This window comes from Micromonospora qiuiae (assembly GCF_016863555.1).
GTDB lineage: Bacteria > Actinomycetota > Actinomycetes > Mycobacteriales > Micromonosporaceae > Micromonospora > Micromonospora qiuiae.
In genome coordinates this window covers 1-20,933 of the sequence record NZ_BOPC01000005.1, presented here as the reverse complement: position 1 = coordinate 20,933, position 20,933 = coordinate 1, and the positions used below count along the sequence as shown (strand labels likewise).

The 20,933-nt window shown below is 70.1% G+C and carries 19 protein-coding genes and 1 tRNA gene; 15 read left to right on the top strand and 5 right to left on the bottom strand.

Translation table 11 applies throughout. The features are described from left to right. The first annotated feature begins 288 nt into the window (after window positions 1-288). The 4 genes from pyk to Vqi01_RS02020 all read left to right on the top strand — a co-directional run bounded on the left by pyk (window position 289) and on the right by Vqi01_RS02020 (window position 4,414). Entirely contained in the window at window positions 289-1,737 is a 1,449-nt protein-coding gene (gene pyk / locus Vqi01_RS02035; RefSeq protein WP_204032430.1) for a pyruvate kinase, read from the top strand. Continuing rightward, window positions 1,734-2,612 (top strand): acyl-CoA thioesterase, encoded by an 879-nt coding sequence (locus Vqi01_RS02030; RefSeq protein WP_239098121.1) that lies wholly within the window; start codon window positions 1,734-1,736, stop codon window positions 2,610-2,612. The genes pyk and Vqi01_RS02030 overlap by 4 nt, the downstream gene beginning before the upstream one ends. A gap of 86 nt (window positions 2,613-2,698) precedes the next feature. Beyond that, window positions 2,699-3,160 (top strand): RrF2 family transcriptional regulator, encoded by a 462-nt coding sequence (locus tag Vqi01_RS02025; RefSeq protein ID WP_204032428.1) that lies wholly within the window; start codon window positions 2,699-2,701, stop codon window positions 3,158-3,160. A gap of 327 nt (window positions 3,161-3,487) precedes the next feature. Further along, window positions 3,488-4,414, top strand: a complete 927-nt coding sequence (locus tag Vqi01_RS02020; protein WP_204032426.1) for a sulfite exporter TauE/SafE family protein — start codon at window positions 3,488-3,490, stop codon at window positions 4,412-4,414. Here the strand turns inward: Vqi01_RS02020 and Vqi01_RS02015 are convergent. Then, a complete protein-coding gene (locus Vqi01_RS02015; protein WP_239098120.1) occupies window positions 4,411-5,844 on the bottom strand; it encodes a pyridoxal-dependent decarboxylase in 1,434 nt (477 codons plus the stop codon). The genes Vqi01_RS02020 and Vqi01_RS02015 overlap by 4 nt on opposite strands. A gap of 237 nt (window positions 5,845-6,081) precedes the next feature. Between Vqi01_RS02015 and Vqi01_RS02010 the strand changes: the two genes are divergently transcribed. Further along, a complete protein-coding gene (locus tag Vqi01_RS02010; RefSeq protein ID WP_204032425.1) occupies window positions 6,082-8,340 on the top strand; it encodes a rhamnogalacturonan lyase family protein in 2,259 nt (752 codons plus the stop codon). 212 nt (window positions 8,341-8,552) lie between these two features. Here the strand turns inward: Vqi01_RS02010 and Vqi01_RS02005 are convergent, their stop codons facing one another. After that, a complete protein-coding gene (locus Vqi01_RS02005) occupies window positions 8,553-9,578 on the bottom strand; it encodes an LLM class flavin-dependent oxidoreductase (RefSeq protein ID WP_239098119.1) in 1,026 nt (341 codons plus the stop codon). Window positions 9,579-9,633: 55 nt separating this feature from the next. Beyond that, a complete protein-coding gene (locus Vqi01_RS02000; RefSeq protein ID WP_204032421.1) occupies window positions 9,634-10,113 on the bottom strand; it encodes an Lrp/AsnC family transcriptional regulator in 480 nt (159 codons plus the stop codon). Window positions 10,114-10,216: 103 nt separating this feature from the next. On the opposite strand from Vqi01_RS02000, the gene Vqi01_RS01995 reads away from it, so the two are divergent. Beyond that, window positions 10,217-11,374, top strand: a complete 1,158-nt coding sequence (locus Vqi01_RS01995; RefSeq protein ID WP_204032420.1) for a trans-sulfuration enzyme family protein — start codon at window positions 10,217-10,219, stop codon at window positions 11,372-11,374. A 33-nt stretch (window positions 11,375-11,407) separates the two neighbouring features. Here the strand turns inward: Vqi01_RS01995 and Vqi01_RS01990 are convergent, their stop codons facing one another. Further along, on the bottom strand, window positions 11,408-12,142 hold the full coding sequence (locus tag Vqi01_RS01990) for a transcriptional regulator (RefSeq protein WP_239098118.1): 735 nt from the start codon (window positions 12,140-12,142) through the stop codon (window positions 11,408-11,410). Window positions 12,143-12,190: 48 nt separating this feature from the next. Continuing rightward, window positions 12,191-12,273 (bottom strand) — tRNA-Leu (locus Vqi01_RS01985). Window positions 12,274-12,354: 81 nt separating this feature from the next. Between Vqi01_RS01985 and Vqi01_RS01980 the strand changes: the two genes are divergently transcribed. The 9 genes from Vqi01_RS01980 (at window position 12,355) to Vqi01_RS01940 (ending at window position 20,829) form a co-directional block, all read left to right on the top strand. Next, window positions 12,355-12,975, top strand: a complete 621-nt coding sequence (locus Vqi01_RS01980; RefSeq protein ID WP_204032416.1) for an ANTAR domain-containing response regulator — start codon at window positions 12,355-12,357, stop codon at window positions 12,973-12,975. 246 nt (window positions 12,976-13,221) lie between these two features. Next, on the top strand, window positions 13,222-14,385 hold the full coding sequence (locus tag Vqi01_RS01975) for a branched-chain amino acid ABC transporter substrate-binding protein (protein ID WP_204032415.1): 1,164 nt from the start codon (window positions 13,222-13,224) through the stop codon (window positions 14,383-14,385). A 104-nt stretch (window positions 14,386-14,489) separates the two neighbouring features. Beyond that, window positions 14,490-15,440 (top strand): branched-chain amino acid ABC transporter permease, encoded by a 951-nt coding sequence (locus tag Vqi01_RS01970; RefSeq protein WP_204032413.1) that lies wholly within the window; start codon window positions 14,490-14,492, stop codon window positions 15,438-15,440. Beyond that, window positions 15,437-16,546 (top strand): branched-chain amino acid ABC transporter permease, encoded by a 1,110-nt coding sequence (locus Vqi01_RS01965; protein WP_204032411.1) that lies wholly within the window; start codon window positions 15,437-15,439, stop codon window positions 16,544-16,546. Before Vqi01_RS01970 ends, Vqi01_RS01965 begins: the two co-directional genes overlap by 4 nt. A 4-nt stretch (window positions 16,547-16,550) precedes the next feature. Then, window positions 16,551-17,390 (top strand): ABC transporter ATP-binding protein, encoded by an 840-nt coding sequence (locus tag Vqi01_RS01960; protein WP_372444291.1) that lies wholly within the window; start codon window positions 16,551-16,553, stop codon window positions 17,388-17,390. After that, the gene (locus tag Vqi01_RS01955) at window positions 17,374-18,090 is read left to right on the top strand and encodes an ABC transporter ATP-binding protein (protein ID WP_204032409.1); all 717 of its coding nucleotides are present in this window, start codon (window positions 17,374-17,376) and stop codon (window positions 18,088-18,090) included. Before Vqi01_RS01960 ends, Vqi01_RS01955 begins: the two co-directional genes overlap by 17 nt. Before the next feature lie 34 nt (window positions 18,091-18,124). Further along, the gene (locus Vqi01_RS01950; RefSeq protein ID WP_204032408.1) at window positions 18,125-19,030 is read left to right on the top strand and encodes an ABC transporter substrate-binding protein; all 906 of its coding nucleotides are present in this window, start codon (window positions 18,125-18,127) and stop codon (window positions 19,028-19,030) included. A gap of 6 nt (window positions 19,031-19,036) precedes the next feature. After that, window positions 19,037-20,023 carry an amino acid ABC transporter permease gene (locus tag Vqi01_RS01945; RefSeq protein WP_204032406.1) on the top strand — a complete coding sequence of 329 codons (987 nt, stop codon included), beginning with the start codon at window positions 19,037-19,039 and terminating at the stop codon, window positions 20,021-20,023. 53 nt (window positions 20,024-20,076) lie between these two features. Then, window positions 20,077-20,829, top strand: coding sequence for an amino acid ABC transporter ATP-binding protein (locus tag Vqi01_RS01940; protein WP_204032431.1), 753 nt, complete (start codon window positions 20,077-20,079; stop codon window positions 20,827-20,829). The last annotated feature ends 104 nt before the right edge of the window (window positions 20,830-20,933 follow it).

Genomic DNA, 20,933 nt, shown 5'->3' with positions numbered 1-20,933 from the left:
CCCCGCCCCGCCCCGCCCTGCCGATCATGCACTTCATGTCCGGGCAAATGCCCCAAAAGGGCTGTCTCGGCGACCAAAAGTGCAAGATCGGCGGGGTTTGGGGCGAGTGCCTCGCCACGCCCTGGCGGCGAAGGCGTACCATTCCGGCGCGGTCGCCGTCGCCCGCCCTTGACCGTCCGGCGCGGTTGCCCCGCCGGGCTGCCTACGTGCTTTGTGCACCGTTGGACGGTTGTTCCGCCTTGCGCAAGGGGTCGGCCCCCCGTCCGACCCGGAGGAGAGACTAGCCTGATGGGCGTGACACGCCGCGCGAAGATCGTCTGCACTCTTGGTCCCGCCACCTCGTCGCCCGAGCGCATCCGTGGGCTCGTCGAGGCCGGCATGAATGTGGCGAGGCTGAACTTCAGCCACGGCAGCCACGCCGACCACGAGGCGGTGTACCACCTCGTCCGGGAGGCCGCCGAGGCGGCCGGCCAGCCGGTGGCGATCCTGGCCGACCTCCAGGGGCCGAAGATCCGGCTGGGGCGGTTCGCCGACGGCCCGCACGAGTGGCGCACCGGTGACTCCGTGGTGATCACCAGTGACGACATCCTGGGCACCAAGGACCGGGTCTCCTGCACCTACCGGAAGCTGCCGCAGGAGGTCAAGCCGGGCGACCGGCTGCTGATCGACGACGGCCGAGTCTCCGTCGAGGTCACCGACGTCACCGGCAACGACATCCGCGTACTGGTCACCGAGGGCGGGCCGGTCAGCAACAACAAGGGCGTCTCGTTGCCCAACGTGGCGGTCAGCGTGCCCGCGCTGTCGGAGAAGGACACCGAGGATCTGCGCTTCGCGCTCGGCCTCGGTGTCGACCTGATCGCGCTCTCCTTCGTCCGCTCCGCCGACGACATCAAGCTGGCCCACGCGATCATGAGCGAGGTCGGCGTGCACCGGCCGGTGCTGGCCAAGGTCGAGAAGCCGGAGGCGGTGGACAACCTCGAGGCGATCGTGCTGGCCTTCGACGGGGTCATGGTCGCCCGCGGCGACCTCGGCGTGGAACTGCCGCTGGACGAGGTGCCGCTGGTGCAGAAGCGCGCCGTGCAGCTGTGCCGGGAGAACGCCAAGCCGGTCATCGTGGCGACCCAGATGCTCGACTCGATGATCGAGAATTCCCGGCCGACCCGCGCCGAAGCGTCCGACGTCGCCAACGCCGTGCTCGACGGCACCGACGCGGTGATGCTCTCCGGCGAGACCAGCGTGGGCAAGTATCCGGTGCTCACCGTCAGCACCATGGCCAAGATCGTAAAGACCACCGAGGCCGGTTCGATCCGGGTGCCCCGGCTCCAGCACGATCCGCGTACGCACGGTGGCGCGCTCACCGTAGCCGCGTCCTCGATCGCCCGGGCCATCGGCGCCAAGGCGCTGGTCGCGTTCTCGCAGACCGGCGACACCGTGCGCCGGCTGAGTCGACTGCACTGCGATCTGCCCCTGCTGGCCTTCACCCCGGTGCCCGAGGTGCATCGCCAGCTCGCCCTCAGCTGGGGCGTGGAGACCTTCCTGATGCCCTTCGTGCAGCACACCGACGACATGTTCCGCCAGGTCGACGAGGCGCTGCTCGGGCTCAACCGGGCCACCCCCGGCGACTACGTGGTGATCGTCGCCGGCAGCCCGCCCGGCACACCCGGCTCGACCAACACGCTGCGGGTGCACCAACTCGGGTCACTGGTCGACGCCGCATCGGCGCGGGCACTGCGGTGACGGAGGCGGTCGTCGGTCAGGCCGCCGTCGACCATCTGCTGGAGGTGCTCGACCTCGCACCGACGGGCGCCATGTCGTTCCGGGGGCTGAGCCCGTCGGTCGGCCCACAGCGGGTGTACGGCGGCCAGGTCGCGGGCCAGGCCCTGGTCGCCGCCGGCCGGACCGTCGACCCCGAACGGGTGGTCCACTCGCTGCACGGCTACTTCGTCCGGGCCGGCGACGCGGCCGAGCCGATCGAGTACGAGGTGGAGAACGTCCGCGACGGCCGCTCCTTCTCGGTACGCCGCTCGGTCGCGCTCCAGCACGACAAGCCGATCTTCTTCATGTCCGCCTCGTTCCAGCGGCCGGAGGAAGGGCTGGACCACCAGGCGCCCGTCCCGCCGAAGGTGCCCGGTCCGGACGCGGTCCCCACCATGGCCGCCCGCCTCGCCCGCCACCGTGAGCGGCTGGGCATCTGGGAGCAGATTCCCCGGCCCATCGACGTACGCTACGTCGGCGAGCCCGGCTGGGTGGCCCCCGGGGAGCGGCCGGCCGACCCGCACCAGCGGGTGTGGATGCGCATCGACGGCAATCTGCCGGACGATCCGTTGCTGCACGCCTGCGCCCTGACCTACGCCTCCGACCTGACCCTGCTCGACTCGGTGCTCTCCACGCACGGCGAGGTGTGGGGTCCGGGCGGGGTGATCGGGGCGAGTCTGGATCACGCGCTCTGGTTCCACCGGCCGTTCCGCGCCGACGAGTGGTTCCTCTACGACTGCTGGAGCCCCTCCGCCTCGGGTGCGCGGGGCCTGGCCGCCGGCCGGATGTTCACCGTCGACGGCCGGCACATTGCCAGCGCCGTACAGGAGGGACTGCTGCGCCGCGTCGGGGGGTGACCGGACTGTGACCTGGGCGACCGAGCGGCCGGATCAGTCCAGGGGTGATCGACTGGCGGAAGCAACCTGCAGTTAACCTGTCCGGCATGCGTCTCTCCGCCCGGGTCGACTACGCCCTACGAGCGGTCACCGAACTGGCCTCGGTGGCCGGGGCGGGTCGTGGTCGCCCGGTGACCGCCGATCAGATCGCCCGTGCTCAGGAGATACCGCCGAAATTCCTGGAGAGCATCCTGCTGCAGTTGCGCCGCGGCGGCATCGTGCAGGCCCAGCGGGGTCCCGAGGGCGGCTACTGGCTGGCTCGGCCGGCCGAGACGATCTCACTGGCCGAGGTGATCCGGGTGGTCGACGGGCCGTTGGCCCACATCCGGGGGCAGCGCCCCGAGGATCTCGGCTACACCGGCGCGGCCCGCGCGCTCCAGGACGTCTGGATCGCCCTGCGCGCCAGCGAACGGCAGATCCTCGAACTGGTCACGGTGGCCGACGTGGCGCAGGGCACGCTCCCTGACCAGGTCACCAAGCTGGCAGCCGATCCCGACGCCTGGACCTGACCCACCACCGGGCCCGACCGGCTCCGTGACCTGACCGGCCGGGTCCGCTCGGCTCCGTGGCCTGACCGGCGGGGTTTCAGGTGTGTCTCCCGCATCCTTTGCTCTGCTTCAACCCGCGCAACGCCGGTGTGGCAAAACCTGTGCGTGGGGTGAAGCAGAGCAAAGCGCCGAGGTGCGGGGGGTGGTGGCCGGGGCTGCCGCCGCGCGGATCGGGGCCACGGGGCTGGTGCGAGTCGTCTCAGTGGACGGTCGGGGGGTTGACGCGGGGGTTCACGGTGCCGCATTGTCGACCAAGCCGATAGGAGATGCCGAAAAGCTGGGGGTGCCGTGCGCAAGCTGCTGGTCATCGCACTGGTCGGGCTCGCCGCGCAGATGGTCGACGGCGCGCTCGGCATGGCGTACGGGCTGACCTCCACGACGCTGCTGCTCCTGGTCGGCGTCGCACCCGCCGCCGCGTCCGCGTCGGTGCACCTGGCCGAGATCGGCACCACGCTCGCCGCCGGGGCGGCGCACTGGAAATTCGGCAACGTCGACTGGCGGGTGGTAACCCGGATCGCCGCTCCCGGCGCGATCGGCGCCTTCGCCGGCGCCACCTTCCTCAGTGCGCTCTCCACCGAGGCAGCCGCACCGTGGATGGCCGCGATCCTGTTCACGCTGGGGGCGTACCTGCTCGTGCGCTTCTCCCGGCCGCTGCGCCGCAACCCGGCGGCCGGCCGACTACGCGGGCGCTTCCTCGGCCCGCTCGGGCTGGTCGCCGGCTTCGTCGACGCCACCGGCGGCGGGGGATGGGGGCCGGTGGCCACGCCCGCCCTGCTGGTCAGCGGGCGGATGGAGCCCCGCAAGGTGATCGGCTCGGTGGACACCTCCGAATTCGTGGTGGCGAGCGCGGCCAGCCTCGGCTTCCTGATCGGCCTGGGCACCGAGGGTTTCCTGCTGCCGATCGTGCTCGCTCTGCTCGCCGGCGGCCTGATCGCCGCCCCGATCGCGGCGTGGCTGGTCCGGATCGTCCCGGGCCAACTGCTCGGCGCGGCGGTCGGCGGTGTGATCGTGCTGACCAACGCCCGGGTCCTGATGCGCGCCGCCGAGCTGGACGGTGCCCTGCCGGTGCTGGTCTACCTGCTGCTGGCCGTGGGCTGGGCCGCCGCGCTGGCGTTGGCGCTGCGGATTCTGCTGCGCGCCCGCCGCGAGCGCGCGATCGTCAGGGCGGCGACGACACCCTCTCCCCAGCGGGAGACCGAAAAGGCCAGCGCCTAGGCCGGGATCGCGTCCGCCGCTGCCTCGGAGATGATCGCCCAGGCCTCGTCCACATGGGTTTCGGTGCTCTGGGGCGAGCCGACGGCGAGACGCAGCGTGTGCCGGCCGGCCACCCGGGTGTGGGTCAGGAACACCCGGCCGGTGGCGTTCACCCGGGCCAGCAGCTCCTCGTTCGGCCCGTCCGGGCCGCGCAGCCGGAAGCACACCAGGGCGTACGGGTGCGGGGCCACCAGCTCGAAGCGGTCGTCGGCGCGTACCCGGTCGGCGAATCGGGCGGCCAGGGCGACACCCCGGCGGATGTGCTCCCGCAGGCCCTCGATGCCGTACCAGCGCAGCACGAACCACAGCTTGAGGGCCCGGAACCGCCGGCCCAGCGGCACCTGCCAGTCCCGGTAGTCGACCACCGCGCCGGACTCGGTGGCGGCGTTGCGCAGGTACTCCGGCAGCACGGTCAGCGCCTCGACCAGCTCGCCGGCGTCGGCGACCCAGAACGCGTCGCAGTCGAAGCCGGTGAGCAGCCACTTGTGCGGGTCGAAGCAGTAGGAGTCGGCGTACTCCAGGCCGGCGTGGCCGAACCGCAGCTCCGGGCAGACCGCCGCCGCGCCCGCGTACGCAGCGTCGACGTGCAGGAAGACGCCGTACTCGGCGCAGACGGGCCCGATCTGCGGCAGCGGGTCCACGGCGGTGGTGGAGGTGGTGCCCACGGTAGCCACCACCAGCGCCGGCACCACGCCGGCCGCCCGGTCCGCCTCGATCGCGGCACGCAGCGCCGTCGGCGACATGGCCCGGGTCGCCGGGTCCACCTCGATCAGTCGTACCCCGTCGGTGCCGAGCCCGGCGATTCGGGCGGCCTTCTCGATCGACGAGTGCGCCTCGGTGGAGGTGTACACCCGGTAGCGGCGGTCGACGCCCACCTCACGCCATCGGCCGCCGGCCGCCCGGTGCAGGGCGACCAGGGTGGCCACCAGCGTGGCAGAGGAGGCCGAGTCCTGGATGACGCCACCGCCGCGACCGGTCGAGCGGAACCGGGCCGGCAGGTCCAGCGCCTCCGCCAGCCAGTCGAGCATCACCGTCTCCAGTTCGGTGCAGGCCGGACCGGTGGCCCAGAGCATGCCCTGTACGCCCAGCCCGGCGCTGACCAGGTCGCCCAGCACGCTGGGGCCGGAGGTGTTGGCCGGGAAGTAGCCGAAGAAGCCGGGGTGCTGCCAGTGGGTGAGTCCGGGCGCGACCAGCTTGCCCAGGTCGGTGAGGATCGCCTCGACCGGCTCGCCCTGCGTGGGTGGCCCGGAGGGCAGCTCGGCGGCCACCGCACCGGGCGGGTCCTGGGAGGTGACCGGGCGCTGAGGCAGCGTGGCCCAGTAGTCGGCGATCCAGTCGACCACCGCGTACCCGGCCTGGCGGAACTCCTCGGGGGTCATGTGTGCAGCCACCCCGCGAGTCGATCAAAAGGACCGGCTTCAGGGCAAGTACGGCGGACCGATTGTGTGCAGAAAGCGCTTGCCCTAGCATCGCAGCTGCGCGGGAATGCACTCACTGACGTCGATGCGTCTGCCGCAGTGCGGCACCCCGTCGGCTCCGGGCACGGCCGGCGGACCATGGTCCCGTCGGCCTCGGGCACGGCCGGCGAACCACCGGCTGCCGCGCGTCCGACCTCCACCGGAGGAACCATGCTTCGCACCGTCCCCCGGGCGGCCCTGCTCGCCGCGGCTACCGCCAGCGCTGTCGCTGCCGTCGGCGCGCTGACCACCCTGACCGCTTCGGCCGCCGCCGCCGGATGTCGCGTCGACTACCGCGTCACCAACCAGTGGGCCGGCGGCTTCGGCGCCGACGTCACCGTCACCAACCTCGGCGACCCGCTCACCGGTTGGACGCTGACCTGGACCTGGCCCGCCGGCCAGCAGGTCACCCAGGCCTGGAACGCCACCCTCACCCAGTCCGGCGCCCAGGTGAGCGCCCGCAACGTCGACTACAACGCCGCCATCGGCACCAACGCCAGCGTCAACTTCGGCTTCAACGGCTCCTGGAACGGGAGCAACCCGGCACCGGCCGGCTTCGCGCTGAACGGCACCACCTGCACCGGTGCCACCACGCCGCCACCCAGCACCCCACCGCCGCCGACCACGCCGCCCCCGACCACTCCGCCCCCGACCACGCCGCCGCCGACCACTCCGCCGGCAGGCGCGATGCAGGCGGAGAACCTGGACCGGGGCCTGGTCAGCGTCCGCTCCGGATCGGCCAACCTCGTCTCCTGGCGGCTGCTCGGCACCGAGACCACCGGCGTCGCGTTCAACCTCTACCGAGGCACCACCCGGGTGAACTCCAGCCCGATCACCGGCGCCACCAACTACCTCGACAGTGGCGCCCCCGCCGGGGCGGCGTACACCGTGCGGGCCGTGGTGGGCGGCGTCGAACAGGCCGCCTCCGCGCCCGCGCTGCAGTTCCCCGCCGGCTACCTGGACGTGCCGTTGCAGGTTCCGCCGGGCGGCACCACGCCCAGCGGCGAGGCGTACACCTACTCCGCCAACGACGCCAGCGTCGGCGACCTCGACGGCGACGGCCGGTACGAGTTCGTGCTCAAGTGGGACCCGTCCAACTCCAAGGACAACTCGCAGTCCGGCTACACCGGCAACGTCTACGTCGACGCGTACACCCTCACCGGCACCCGGCTGTGGCGCATCGACCTCGGCCGCAACATCCGGGCCGGCGCCCACTACACCCAATTCCAGGTGTACGACTACGACGGCGACGGGCGCGCCGAGGTGGCCATGAAAACCGCCGACGGCACCCGCTCCGGCACCGGCCAGGTGATCGGCAACGCCTCGGCCGATCACCGCAACTCCAGCGGATACGTCCTCGCCGGGCCGGAGTTCCTGACCATGTTCGACGGCCGCACCGGCGCGGCCCTGTCCACCGTCAACTACGACCCGCCGCGCGGCACCGTCTCCTCCTGGGGCGACAACTACGGCAACCGGGTCGACCGCTTCCTCGCCGGCACCGCGTACCTCGACGGCCAGCGCCCATCGCTGATCATGGCCCGCGGCTACTACACCCGCGCGGTCATCGCCGCCTGGGACTTCCGCAACGGCGCCCTCACCAAACGGTGGACCTTCGACTCCAACGCCAGCGGCAACGGTGCCGCCGCCGGACAGGGCAACCACAACCTGTCCGTGGCCGACGTCGACGGCGACGGCCGGCAAGAAATCGTCTACGGCGCGGCCACCATCGACGACAACGGCCGGCTGCTGCACTCCACCGCCACCGGCCACGGCGACGCCATGCACGTCGGCGACCTGGACCCGGCCCGACCCGGCCTGGAGGTCTTCAAAGTCAACGAAGACGGCAGCAAGCCCAGCTCCTACCTCGCCGACGCCCGCACCGGCCAGATCCTCTGGTCCACCCCGGCCAACGGCGACAACGGCCGGGGCGTCTCCGGCGACATCTGGGCCGGCAGCCCCGGCGCCGAATCCTGGTCGTCGGCGGTGAACGGCCTGGCCAACACCCGTGGCCAGAACATCGGCCGCAAACCCTCCTCGACCAACTTCCTGATCTGGTGGGACGGCGACCCCGTCCGGGAACTGCTCGATGCCACCCGGATCGACAAGTACGGCCCGAACGGCGACACCCGCCTGCTCACCGGCAGCGACGTGGCCGCGAACAACGGCACCAAAGCCACGCCCGCGCTCTCGGCCGACCTGCTCGGCGACTGGCGGGAAGAAGTGATGTGGCGGACCACCGACAGCCGAGCCCTACGGATCTACAGCACCCCGACGGCGACCAGCACCCGGCTGCACACCCTGATGCACGACCCGCAGTACCGCGTCGCCATCGCCTGGCAGAACACCGCCTACAACCAGCCGCCGCACCCGAGCTTCTTCCTCGGCGACGGGATGGCCACCCCGCCCGCACCCCGCATCTACCTGCGCTGAGCCGAACGGACCAGGCGCCGGGCCGCGATCGCGGAATCCGCTGACCGCGGCCCGGTGCCACACCGCGGCACCCCCGACCCGTCCCGACCGGGGAGTGCCGTACCACCACCGGAACCAACATTAGGCGGCCTCCGCGTCACGAGGGTGACGGCGCCATGAAGCTCATGTTTCATGGTCACGGAACCGCTGTGACCTGTGCCACCGCGCCCGGCTCAACCGCCCAACCCGGGCGCCCGGCCGCGCAGACCCCCGGCGACCTCCTCGGCGATCAGCTCGAACGAGCGCACCCGGTCGGCCACGTCGTACACCATCGTGGTGAGCATCAGCTCGTCCGCGCCGGTACGCTCCAGCAAATCGCCCAACTGGCGGCGGACCGTCTCCGGCGAGCCGGTCGCCTGACCCCGCTGGCGCTGCGCCAGGAACTCCCGCTCCAACTCCTGATACGGGTACGCCGCCGCCTCCTCGGGCGTGGCGAGGGGCTCGCGACGCCCGGCGCGCAGCCGCAGGAACGACAACCCGGCCGGCCCGGCCAGCCACTCGGCGCGCTCGTCGGTCTCCGCGCAGACCGCGTTCACCGCCACCATCGCGTACGGCTTGCCCAGCCACCGCGACGGCCGGAAACTCTGCCGGTACAACGCCAACGCGGGCAGCGTGTTCTCGCCGCCGAAATGGTGCGCGAACGAGAACGGCAGCCCCAGCGCGCCGGCCAGCTGAGCGCTGAACCCGCTGGAACCCAGCAGCCACACCGCCGGCCGCTGGCCGCGCCCCGGGGTGGCCGTGATCGGCCCGACCGTCTCGTCGGCGAAAAAGTTCATCAGGTCGGCCAACTCCCGGGGAAAGCCCTCGGCCGACAGCCCCTCCATGGTCCGGCGCAACGCCAGCGCGGTCACCCGGTCGGTGCCGGGGGCCCGGCCGATGCCCAGGTCGATGCGGCCCGGGTGCAACGCCTCCAAAGTGCCGAACTGCTCGGCGACCACCAGCGGCGCGTGATTGGGCAGCATCACCCCGCCCGAGCCCAGTCGGATCCGGTCGGTGTGCGCCGCCAGGTGCGCGATCAGCACCGCGGGCGCCGACGACGCGATGGCCGGCATGTTGTGGTGCTCGGCCACCCAGAACCGGTGGTAGCCCAGCTCGTCGGTACGCCGGGCCAGCTCGGTGGTGTGCCGCAGCGCCTCGCCGGAGGAGGCACCGGCCGCGACGGGGGCGAGGTCGAGAACAGACAGCGGTACGTCAATCACACGGCTGTCCAACCCGCGGGATGCCGGTTTTGTTCCCTCCGGCCGTGCCGCCCGGTCAGCCCATCCCACGCGCCTGCTCGAAGATCAGACTGGTCTGGGTGTGCTGCACCGCCGGATCCACGGCCAGATGATCCAGGACGAAGTCCCGCAGCGCCTCCGCCGAAGCGGCCCGCACGTGCAGCACGTAGTCGTCGGCACCGGCCACGTGGAACACCGACACCACCCCGGGCAGCCGCACCGAACGGGACCGGAACGCGTCCACCGCCGCCCGCGCGTGCTCGGTCAGCCGTACCGACACCAGCGCCTGCAGCGGCAGACCCACCGCCGCCGGATCCACCTCGGCGTGGAACCCGCGGATCGCGCCGTTCTCCCGCAGCGCCCGGGTCCGCGCCAGGCAGGTCGACGGAGCCACCCCGACCCGCTCGGCGAGGGCGTTGTTCGGCAGCCGTCCGTCGGCGGACAACTCGGCCAGGATCGCGCGGTCGGTGTCGTCGAGGGCCGCGAACGGCCGTACATCGTTCGATACGAGGGGCATCCCGTCAGTCTCCACCGCATCAGACCACGGCGGAAGGCGTTTTCCCACGAATAATCTTCGAAAGTATTGCCGCTGGTAGGCGAGTTGTTCGATCCTCTCCGGCATGGTGACCCTGGACACCCGAGCCGTGCACGCCGGCCGCGACGACCTCACGGCCCTCGGCGTACACGTGCCGCCGATCGACCTGTCGACCACCAACCCGCTGCCGTCGGTGCACGCCGGCGGCGACGCGTACGAGACCCTGGCCACCGGCGGCACCCTCACGCCCGGCGCCAGCGCCGTCTACCAGCGGCTGTGGAACCCCACCGTGGCACGCTTCGAGACCGCCCTCGCCGAACTGGAGAACACCGCCGAAGCCGTCGCCTTCGCCAGCGGCATGGCCGCCCTCACCGCCGCCCTGCTCGCCGCCACCCGCACCGGCAAACGCCACCTGGTCGCCGTACGCCCCCTCTACGGCGGCACCGACCACGTCCTCGCCACCGGCCTGCTCGGCACCGAGGTCACCTGGGCCCGCCCCGACGAGGTCGCCGCCGCCATCCGCCCCGACACCGCCCTGGTGATCGCCGAGACCCCCGCCAACCCCACCCTCGACCTGATCGACATCGCCGCGCTGGCCGACGCCGCCGGGCAGGTGCCACTGCTGGTCGACAACACCGTCGCCACCCCCGTGCTCCAGCAGCCCACCCGGCACGGCGCCCGACTCGTCCTGCACAGCGCCACCAAGAGCATCGGCGGCCACGGCGACGTCCTCGCCGGCGCGCTCGCCTGCGACGCCGAATGGGCCGTCCAACTACGCCAGGTCCGCGCCCTCACCGGCGCGATCCTGCACCCGCTCGGGGCATACCTGCTGCACCGCGGCCTGCAGACGCTGCCACTGCGGGTCCGCGCCCAGCAGGCCGGTGCGGAGAAGCTCGCCACCTGGCTGAGCGACCACCCGGCCGTGACCCGGGTGCACCACCCCGGCATCGACGACCCGGCCGGGCTCGTCGGCCGGCAGATGGCCGGCCCCGGCAGCCTGCTCGCCTTCGAGGTACGCGGCGGCGCACCCGCCGCGGCGGCGGTCGCCGGCGCCTGCCGACTCATCACCCACGCCGTCTCCCTCGGCGGGGTCGACACGCTCATCCAGCACCCGGCCTCACTGACCCACCGCCCCGTCGAACGGGACGCGAAGCCCGACGGCGGACTGCTGCGGCTCTCGGTCGGCCTGGAGGACCCGGAGGACCTGCGCCTGGACCTGGAGCAGGCGCTCGCCGTCGCGTGACGCTCGGCGCTGGCGTCCCGCCGCCCAACCTCGTCAGGACTTCGGGCCGACGTGGCGGTCCAGCGCCGCAACCGCGCCCCGCCGGGCGACAGAGAGGCAGTTGCGACGGTTCATCTTCCACGCGATGTCGAGCAGGTCGAGTGCCCACTGGCAGAGCTCCATGATGTCGGTGGACTCGTTGGTGAACATGTAGCGCGGGTAGACGTACTCCTTGCCCCGGACGGTGACCCGGTTGCTAACCCGGCATCCATCGGAGTGGAACAGGCCGCGCAGGAAGCTGCCGGGGTGTGCCTTGAGGATCTGGCGCTGCCAGTCGGCGAGGACGATCGGCCGCTCGTGCTTCTTGCCCGGCCCGTGCTGCGGCAACAGGCATGGCCAGTGTTTGCCGTAACTCTGCACGCCGACACAGCCCTTCTTCTGCACCCGCTGCACCGAACTAGCCAGCACCTCCTTCATCGCCCTCTCGCAGAGATCGATCAAGTTGGGCCAGGAGTCGGAACAGTAGATGCGGAGCACGGGCACGCGCGCCGTGGTGACCAAGTGACCGTCGCCCAGGTAGAGGCCGAGAAGGTAGGCGTAGGCCGCCGGATCGGAGAGTTGCTCTTGATCCCAGCGGCAGCGGAAGCAGCGGGCCGCGCTGCCGAGGACGGCGGGTTGGGGCCGGTCGACGCACCAGTGCCACACGGTCGTGTAAGGAAGTGAGAGGGCGCGGGCCACCGAGCGGATGTTGAGGCCTTGGGCACGGAGAGCGCGCACGCGTGCCCGCATTTCGGGAGGATGCACGTCAACATCCTCGAACACCTGTATGACAGGAAGTGCCGGGAGCGGGATTCGAACCCGCAAGCCCTCTCGGGCAGAAGTGTTTGAGACTTCCGTGTATGCCGTTCCACCATCCCGGCGAGTGACGCTTACTGTACCCGACTACGCTCATGCGAGAGCATGGGTGGTAGCCGTGCCGGGAACGATGGTGGGAGTTGCTCGTGGCCGAGACGCAGACGGATGCCGCGCGCAGGCGGGTGTTGATCGCCGAGGACGAGGCGCTGATCCGGCTGGATCTGGCCGAGATGCTGGCCGAGGAGGGCTACGAGGTGGTCGGCGAGGCCGGCGACGGCGAGACCGCCGTCCGGCTGGCCGAGGAGCTCAAGCCCGATCTGGTCATCCTCGACATCAAGATGCCGATCATGGATGGGCTGGCCGCCGCCGAGCGGATCGCCGGCGCCCGGATCGCTCCGGTGATCATCCTGACCGCGTTCAGCCAGCGTGACCTGGTGGAGCGGGCCCGGGCGGCGGGCGCGATGGCGTACCTGGTCAAGCCGTTCCAGAAGAGCGACCTGGTGCCGGCGGTGGAGATCGCGCTGTCCCGTTACTCGGAGATCGCCGCGCTGGAGGCGGAGGTCGCCGGGTTGACCGACCGGCTGGAGGTCCGCAAAACCGTCGAGCGGGCCAAGGGCGCGCTGATGACCACGTACAAGATGACCGAGCCGCAGGCGTTCAAGTGGATCCAGCGGACGGCGATGGACCACCGGATGACCATGAAGGAGGTCTCCGAGCGGATTCTCGCCGAGACCGCCGGTGGCGAGGTCACTCAGCCGGCTTCCTGAAGCGGCTGCCGGGCGATACAGCATCTCGTAACCGGCCTTTCCGGCGGCGGCTTCTTACAGCGACCGGCTCCGATTCGCCGTCGCGTGTAACGGTTCGGTCAACCGCGCCTCCTGGGACTTACGTCACAGCTACACGGTGGGATAACGTCCGGCCCCAGACCGCGACGACGGTCTGGTTCGTCCGCCCTCGCAAGGGCCAATAGGCAGCGGGTGGTTCGGGCCAACGGACGGAGGAGGGTTCGGGCCGTGAGGCAGAAGCTCGTACGTTTGGTCGGTGGGGTGGCGATCGCCGCTCTCGCCCTGGGTGGCGCGACCGCCTGCAAGTCTGACAGTGGAGGCGACGAGGCCAGCGGTGACGGCTGCGGCAAGAAGATCGCGTTCTTCGGCGCGCTCACCGGTCCGGCCTCGGCGCTCGGCATCAACGAGAACAACGGCGTGAAGCTCGCCCTCGACAAGTACAACAAGGACAATGCCGACTGCACGGTCGAGTTGGTGCCGCTGGACTCCCAGGGCAACCCGGATCAGGCGCCGCAGCTGGCCCAGCAGGCGATCGACGACGAGCAGATCCTGGGTGTCGTCGGTCCCGCCTTCTCGGGTGAGTCCGAGGCCGCCAACCCGCTCTTCGCCGAGGCCGGCCTGGTGCACGTCACCGCCTCCGCCACCCGGACGAACCTGGCCGACCAGGGCTGGAAGACCTTCTTCCGGGTTGTCGGCAACGACTTCACCCAGGCCCCGGCGGCCGCCTGGTACATCGAGAACGAGCTCAAGGCCGACAAGGTCTTCGTGATCGACGACCAGTCCGCGTACGGCGCCGGCCTGGGCGACGGGGTCAAGGAGGTGATGGGGTCGAAGGTCGTCGGCAGCGACAAGGTTCAGGGCGACGGCAAGCAGAGCGATTTCTCGGCGACCGTCACCAAGGTCAAGTCCTCCGGCGCGACCGCGATCTTCTACGGCGGCTACTACCAGGAGGCCGGCCTCATCCGTAAGCAGCTCACCGCTGCCGGCGTCACCGCCACCCTGGTCGCCGCCGACGGCGTCAACGATGCGTCCTACATCGAGGGCGCCGGCGCTGCGGCCGCCGAGGGCAGCATCCTGACCTGCCCCTGCATGCCGGCCTCCGAGACCGGTGGCAGCTTCGAGGAGGACTACAAGGCGATGCACGGTACCGATCCCGGTACCTACAGCGACACCGCTTTCGACGCGGCGAACATCCTGCTCGAGGGCATCAAGGCCGGCAACACCACCCGCGAGAAGCTGCTGGAGTTCGTGCGGGGCTACACCGGCGAGGGTGTCGCGGGCAGCTACAAGTTCACCGAGAACGGTGACCTGGACCCGGCTTCGGTCCGGATCTGGGCGTACGTGGTGAAGGACGGCAAGATCGTCCCGGCCAGGGAGATTCCGAAGTCCTGACGCCGGTCGCTGCTAGAGCGGTCGCGTGGTGATCGTGGGTGCGGCCGGGAGCTGACTCCCGGCCGCACCCCCATCTTTCTTCATCCAAGTACGGAGTACCTTCCTTGGACTTCAACGCCCTGTTCTCCGATTTCGGGGGATACACGATAACCGGGCTGACAGTGGGTGCCATCTACGCCCTTGTCGCGCTGGGTTACACGCTGGTCTACGGCGTGCTGAGACTCATCAACTTCGCCCACTCCGAGGTTTTCATCGCGGGTGCCTTCGCCGCCATCTGGGGCTGGAGCGCGTTGGGCCTGAACCGCGACTCGGTGGTCAGCGGCATCGGCTCGATCATGCTCTACCTGCTGGTCGGTGCCCTCATCGCCGCGGTCGCCTCGGCCGGCACCGCCACCGTGATCGAGCGGGTGGCGTACCGGCCGTTGCGTAAGCGCAACGCTCCGCCGCTGGCCTTCCTGATCACCGCTATCGGCGCGTCGATCGCGATCGCCGAGGCGTTCGGCATCTACACCCGGCGGTTGCCGGTCGGTGCCCCCACCGTGGTCAAGAACGATGTCCTGTTCAGCATCGGCGGTGCGAGCGTCACCGTGGTGCAGGTGCTGATCCTCGGCTCGGCGCTGGCGATGATGGTTGCCCTGGACCTCTTCATCAACCGCAGTCGGATCGGCCGGGGTATCCGGGCGGTCGCGCAGGACCAGAACACGGCCGCGTTGATGGGCATCAACAAGGACCGCATCATCCTGGTGGTCTTCGTCATCGGTGGCGTGATGGCCGGGGTCGCCGGCATGCTCTACGACATCCGGATCGGCACGCTGACCTACAGTGTGGGCTTCCTGCTCGGGCTGAAGGCGTTCACCGCGGCGGTCCTCGGTGGCATCGGCAACCTGCGCGGCGCGCTGGTCGGCGGGCTGCTCCTCGGCCTGGTCGAGAACTACGCCTCCGCGCTGTGGGGCGCGAACTGGAAGGACCTGGTCGCCTTCGTCGTCCTGGTCGTGCTGCTGATGTTCCGGCCGACCGGTCTGCTCGGCGAGTCGTTGGGGAGGGCCCGCGCATGACGAGCGTGAGGGAATGGTTCGATTCGGGCCGGCACGCGGTGTCCGAGCGGTGGCACAACGGGCCACGCTGGATGCGGTGGGCGCTCATCGCGGCGGTGATCGTCTTCTTCTACGCGCTGCCGAACCGGGAGTTCTACCAGTGGCTCGGGCCGATCCCGACCACCGGGTCGAACTTCGGGCACGTGCTCTTCACCGTCTCCATCTACGTGCTGCTGGCGGTCGGGTTGAACATCGTGGTCGGCTTCGCCGGCCTGCTCGACCTGGGTTATTTCGGCTTTTTCGCGGTTGGCGCGTACACGGTGGCGGTGTTCACGTCGCCGAGCAGTGACCTCAAGACGCTCTGGCCGTGGATGCTCGCTCTGCCGCTGGCGATCGCGCTGACCATGCTCTCCGGCGTGATGCTGGGTACTCCGACGCTGCGACTGCGTGGTGACTATCTGGCCATTGTGACGCTCGGCTTCGCCGAGATGATCCGGGTCGCGGCGACCAGCTCCGAGTTCCTCAAGGGTCAGCGCGGCTTCAACCAGATTCCGCACCCGCCGGGCAGTTACCCGGATGGCAAGCCGATCTTCGGGGTGCTCGACCCCCGGCCGTACTACTGGCTGGTCCTCACGCTGATCATCCTGGTGGTCATCGGGGTGCAGAACCTCAACCGCAGCCGGGTCGGTCGGGCCTGGATTGCGATCCGGGAGGACGAGGACGCGGCGCAGTTGATGGGTGTGCCGACGTTCAAGTTCAAGCTCTGGGCTTTCGCTTCGGGCGCGGCGATCGGTGGTCTGGCCGGCGCGCTTTTCGCGGGTAAGCAGAACTTCGTCAGTTCGCAGAACCTCGAACTGCTCAACTCGATCATCATTCTGGCCGCGGTGATCCTGGGCGGCTCGGGCAACATCGTCGGCGCGATTGTCGGCGGTGGTCTGGTGGCGTACCTGATCGAGCGGTTCCGGGGCATCGAGTTCTTCGGCATCGAGCTGTACGAGTACCGGTTCATGTTGTTCGGCCTGGTGCTGGTGGTCATGATGATCTTCCGGCCGCAGGGGCTGGTAGCGAACCGACGACGAGCGGCGGAGTTCAAGGATCGCCGCAAGGAGGTGATCGTCGGTGGGTGAGACCGTGCAGAAGCCGACTGTTCCGGAGCAGGCCGGCCCCCCGGCGGCGGAATCCACCGCGGTCACCCGGGAGCCGTTGCTGGAGGTCGACCACGTGACGCTGCGCTTCGGCGGCGTGGTGGCGCTCAACGACGTGAACTTCACCCTCTACAAGGGGGAGATCCTCGGCCTGATCGGGCCCAACGGCGCCGGCAAGACCACCTGCTTCAACGCGATGACCGGGATCTACCAGCCCTCCGAGGGGGAGATCCGGTTCCGGGGCGAGCGGATCACCGGCAAGAAGAAGCACCAGATCACCAAGATGGGGATGGCGCGGACGTTCCAGAACATCCGCCTGTTCCCGGAGATGACCGCGCTGGAGAACATCCAGGTGGGGGCGGACGCCCACCACAAGACCAGCGTCATCTCCGCGCTGTTCCGGCTGCCCCGGCACCGCCGGGAGGAGCGCGACGGGCTGGAGAAGGCCGAGCGGCTGCTGGATTTCGTCGGGATCTCCGGCCGGATGCACGATGCCGCCCGCAACCTGTCCTACGGCGAGCAGCGCCGGCTGGAGATCGCCCGGGCGCTGGCCACCGACCCGGTGCTGCTCTGCCTGGACGAGCCGGCCGCCGGCTTCAACCCGGCCGAGAAGGAGGAGCTGCTCCAGCTCATCCGCAGGATCCGGGACCAGGGCGTCACCGTGCTGCTGATCGAGCACGACATGCGCCTGGTCATGGGGGTGACCGACCGGATCGTGGTGCTGGAGTTCGGGAAGAAGATCGCTGAAGGGCTCCCCGCCGAGGTGCGTGAGGATCACCGGGTGATCGCGGCCTACCTGGGGGTGCCGGATGACGACGTTGCTTGAGATCGAAGACGTCAGTCTGCTCTACGGGCGGATCAAGGCGTTGCACGGGATCAGCCTGACCGTCGACGAGGGCGAGATCGTGGCCCTGATCGGCGCCAACGGCGCGGGCAAGTCCACCACGATGCGGGCCATCTCGGGTATCCGGCCGGTCGCCAGCGGGAGGATCCGGTTCAACGGTGAGGACATCACCAGGCTCCGGGCGGACCTGCGGGTGCGGCGCGGGCTGTGCCAGGCGCCCGAGGGCCGGGGCATCTTTCCCGGCATGACGGTGCTGGAGAACCTCGACATGGGCGCCTACACCCGGCGGGATCGGGCCGGTGTGGCCAGGGACCTGGCGCGGGTGCTGGAACTGTTCCCCCGGCTGGCGGAGCGGCGCAAGCAGGTCGGCGGTACGCTCTCCGGCGGCGAGCAGCAGATGCTGGCTGTCGGCCGGGCGCTGATGAGCCAGCCGAAGCTGCTGCTGCTCGACGAGCCGTCGATGGGGCTGGCGCCGATGCTGATCCAGCAGATCTTCAGCATCATCACGGAGATCAACGAGCAGGGCACCACGATCCTGCTGGTGGAGCAGAACGCGCAGCAGGCCCTCGCGCGGGCGCACCGCGCGTACGTGCTGGAGACTGGCCGGATCGTCAAGGAAGGCACCGGCGCGGAGCTGCTGCACGACCCGTCGGTCAAGGAGGCCTACCTCGGCGTGGCCTGACCGGCCGCTTCACCCCTCATGGCAAGGAGTACGAATGTTCACATTCAATGGTGGCCGCCGGGCTGCCCTTGGTATCACCGGCGCTGCCCTGCTGGCGCTGTCGCTCGTCGGCTGTGGCGAGAAGGAAGGCGGCGAGCAGCCGGGCGGCGGCCCGTCGGTGACCGCCTCGGCGGATGAGTCGCTGGCCGCGAAGGTGCCTGACGCGATCAAGGCGGACGGCAAGATCGTGGTCGGCAGCGACACGGGCTACGCCCCGGCGGAGTTCCTCGACACCGACGGCAAGACGGCCATCGGGTTCGACGTGGAGCTGTTCCAGGCGGTGGCCGCGAAGCTGGGGCTGGAGGCGGAGTTCGTCTCCGCCGATTTCGGCGCCATCATCACTGGCGTGACCTCGGGCAAGTACGAGGTCGGCGTGTCGTCGTTCACCATCAACGAGGACCGTAAGGTCCAGGCCAACATGGTCAGCTACTACCAGGTCGGCACCCAGTGGGTGACCAAGAAGGGGAACCCGGCCGGGGTGTCGATCGACGACGCCTGCGGCAAGAAGATCGCCGTGCAGCGAGACACCGTGCAGGTCGACGACATCCAGGCCCGGTCGAAGGCGTGCAGCGACGCCGGTAAGCCGGCGATCACCATCGAGCAGTTCCCGGGTCAGGACGCCGCGACCGCCGCGGTGGTGTCCGGCAAGGACGACGCGATGCTCGCCGACTACCCGGTCGGGGCCTACGCGGTGACCCAGTCGGGGGGCCAGTTGGAGCTGCTCGGCGAGATGTACGAGGCGGCGCCGTACGGCTACGTGGTGGCCAAGGATCAGACGGCGTTCGCCGAGGCGATCCGGGACGCGACGAAGGCGCTGATCACCGACGGGACGTATCAGGCCATCCTGGACAAGTGGGAGGTCGGGGGCGGCGCGATCACGGATCCCGCGATCAACCCGTAACACGACATGACAACCGAGGAAACGACGACCGTACGGGCGCGGCCAGAGCCGATCAAGGCCGTGCCCGTACGGCATCCGGGCCGCTGGATCGCTGTCGCGGTGCTGGCGGTCCTTGCGGCCATGTTCGTGCATGTGCTGGTGACGAACGACAACCTTCAGTGGTCGTTCATGGTCGATCACATGTTCCGACCGCCGGTGATCGAAGGTCTGCTGCGCGGCACGGTCCTGATGACCATCTGCGCGATGCTGCTCGGGGTGTCTCTGGGCATCGTGGTGGCGATCATGCGGCTCTCGACCAACCCGATCCTGCGGGTGGTCGCCTGGCTCTACACCTGGGTTTTCCGGTCGGTGCCGCGGCTGGTGCTGCTCGCCGTCTTCGGTAACCTCGGCATCCTGTGGAGTCGGATCGAGTTCGGGGTACCGTTCGACACCCACATCGGGCAACTCTTCGGGATCGACAACCTGCAGTTGCGGGTGTTCGGGTTCAGTTCCCGGGACGTGCTGACCGGCTTCGTGGCCGGCCTGCTCGGTCTGGCGTTGTCCGAGGCCGCCTACATGGCCGAGATCGTGCGGGCGGGCATCCAGTCGGTGGACGAGGGGCAGGCCGAGGCAGCCTCGGCGTTGGGCATGAGCCGGGCCCAGATCCTGCGCCGGATCGTGCTGCCGCAGGCGATGCGCGTGATCATCCCTCCGACCGGCAACGAGACCATCGCCATGCTGAAGGACACGTCGCTGCTGCTGGCCGTGCCGTACAGCATCGAGCTGTTCTTCCAGCTCGACGCGGTGGGGAAGCGGACGTTCCAGATTTTCCCGATGTACGTCGCGGCCGTGCTCTGGTACCTCTTCCTGACCAGCATCCTGCTGACCGGGCAGTACTTCCTGGAACGGCACTTCGGCAAGGGAAACGGGCGGACCGAGCGGGCGCGGATCCGGCTGCGCTCCATCGCCGGGGAGGCCGGTGGCGGCGGCGGCAGGGAGGGCGGTGAGCAGTGACCGGGCAGCTTATTCCTGACCAGGCCGGTGCCCCGGCGGCGGAGTCGGACGTGATGGTCCGGGCCGAGCAGGTGCACAAGTCGTTCGGGTCACTGGAGGTGCTCAAGGGTGTCGACCTTCAGGTGCGGGCCGGTGAGGTCTGTTGCCTGCTGGGGCCCTCCGGCTCGGGCAAGTCGACGTTCCTGCGTTGCATCAACCACCTGGAGAAGATCAACGCAGGTCGGATCTGGGTGGACGGCGAGCTGATCGGCTACCGGCAGCGCGGCGACAAGCTGTACGAGATGCGGGAGAAGGAGGTCGCGGCCCAGCGCCGTGCCATCGGCATGGTGTTCCAGCGGTTCAATCTCTTCCCGCACAAGACCGCCCTGGAGAACGTCACCGAGGCGCCGCTGCTGGTGCGGAAGGAGAAGCGGACCGAGGCCCGGGACCGGGCGGAGGCGCTGCTGGAGCGGGTGGGGCTGAGCGACAAGCTGCACAGCTACCCGAGCCAGCTCTCCGGCGGGCAGCAGCAGCGGGTGGCCATCGCGCGGGCGCTGGCGATGCAGCCGAAGCTGATGCTTTTCGACGAGCCCACCAGCGCGCTCGACCCGGAGCTGGTCGGCGAGGTGCTGGACGTGATGAAGGACCTGGCTCGCGACGGCATGACGATGATCGTGGTGACCCACGAGATCGGCTTCGCCCGCGAGGTCGGCGATTCGCTGGTCTTCATGGACGGCGGCGTGGTGGTCGAGCAGGGCAGCCCGCGCGAGGTGATCGCCGCCCCGAAGCACGACCGCACCAAGGCCTTCCTGGCCAAGGTGCTCTGACCGGTCGGGTCCGGTGCGGCACCACCGCACCGGACCCGGCACCAGTGCACATCGCGGCGGTTGCGCGGTGCCGCAGGCCCGGGCCTATCAGTGGTACGGCCTGG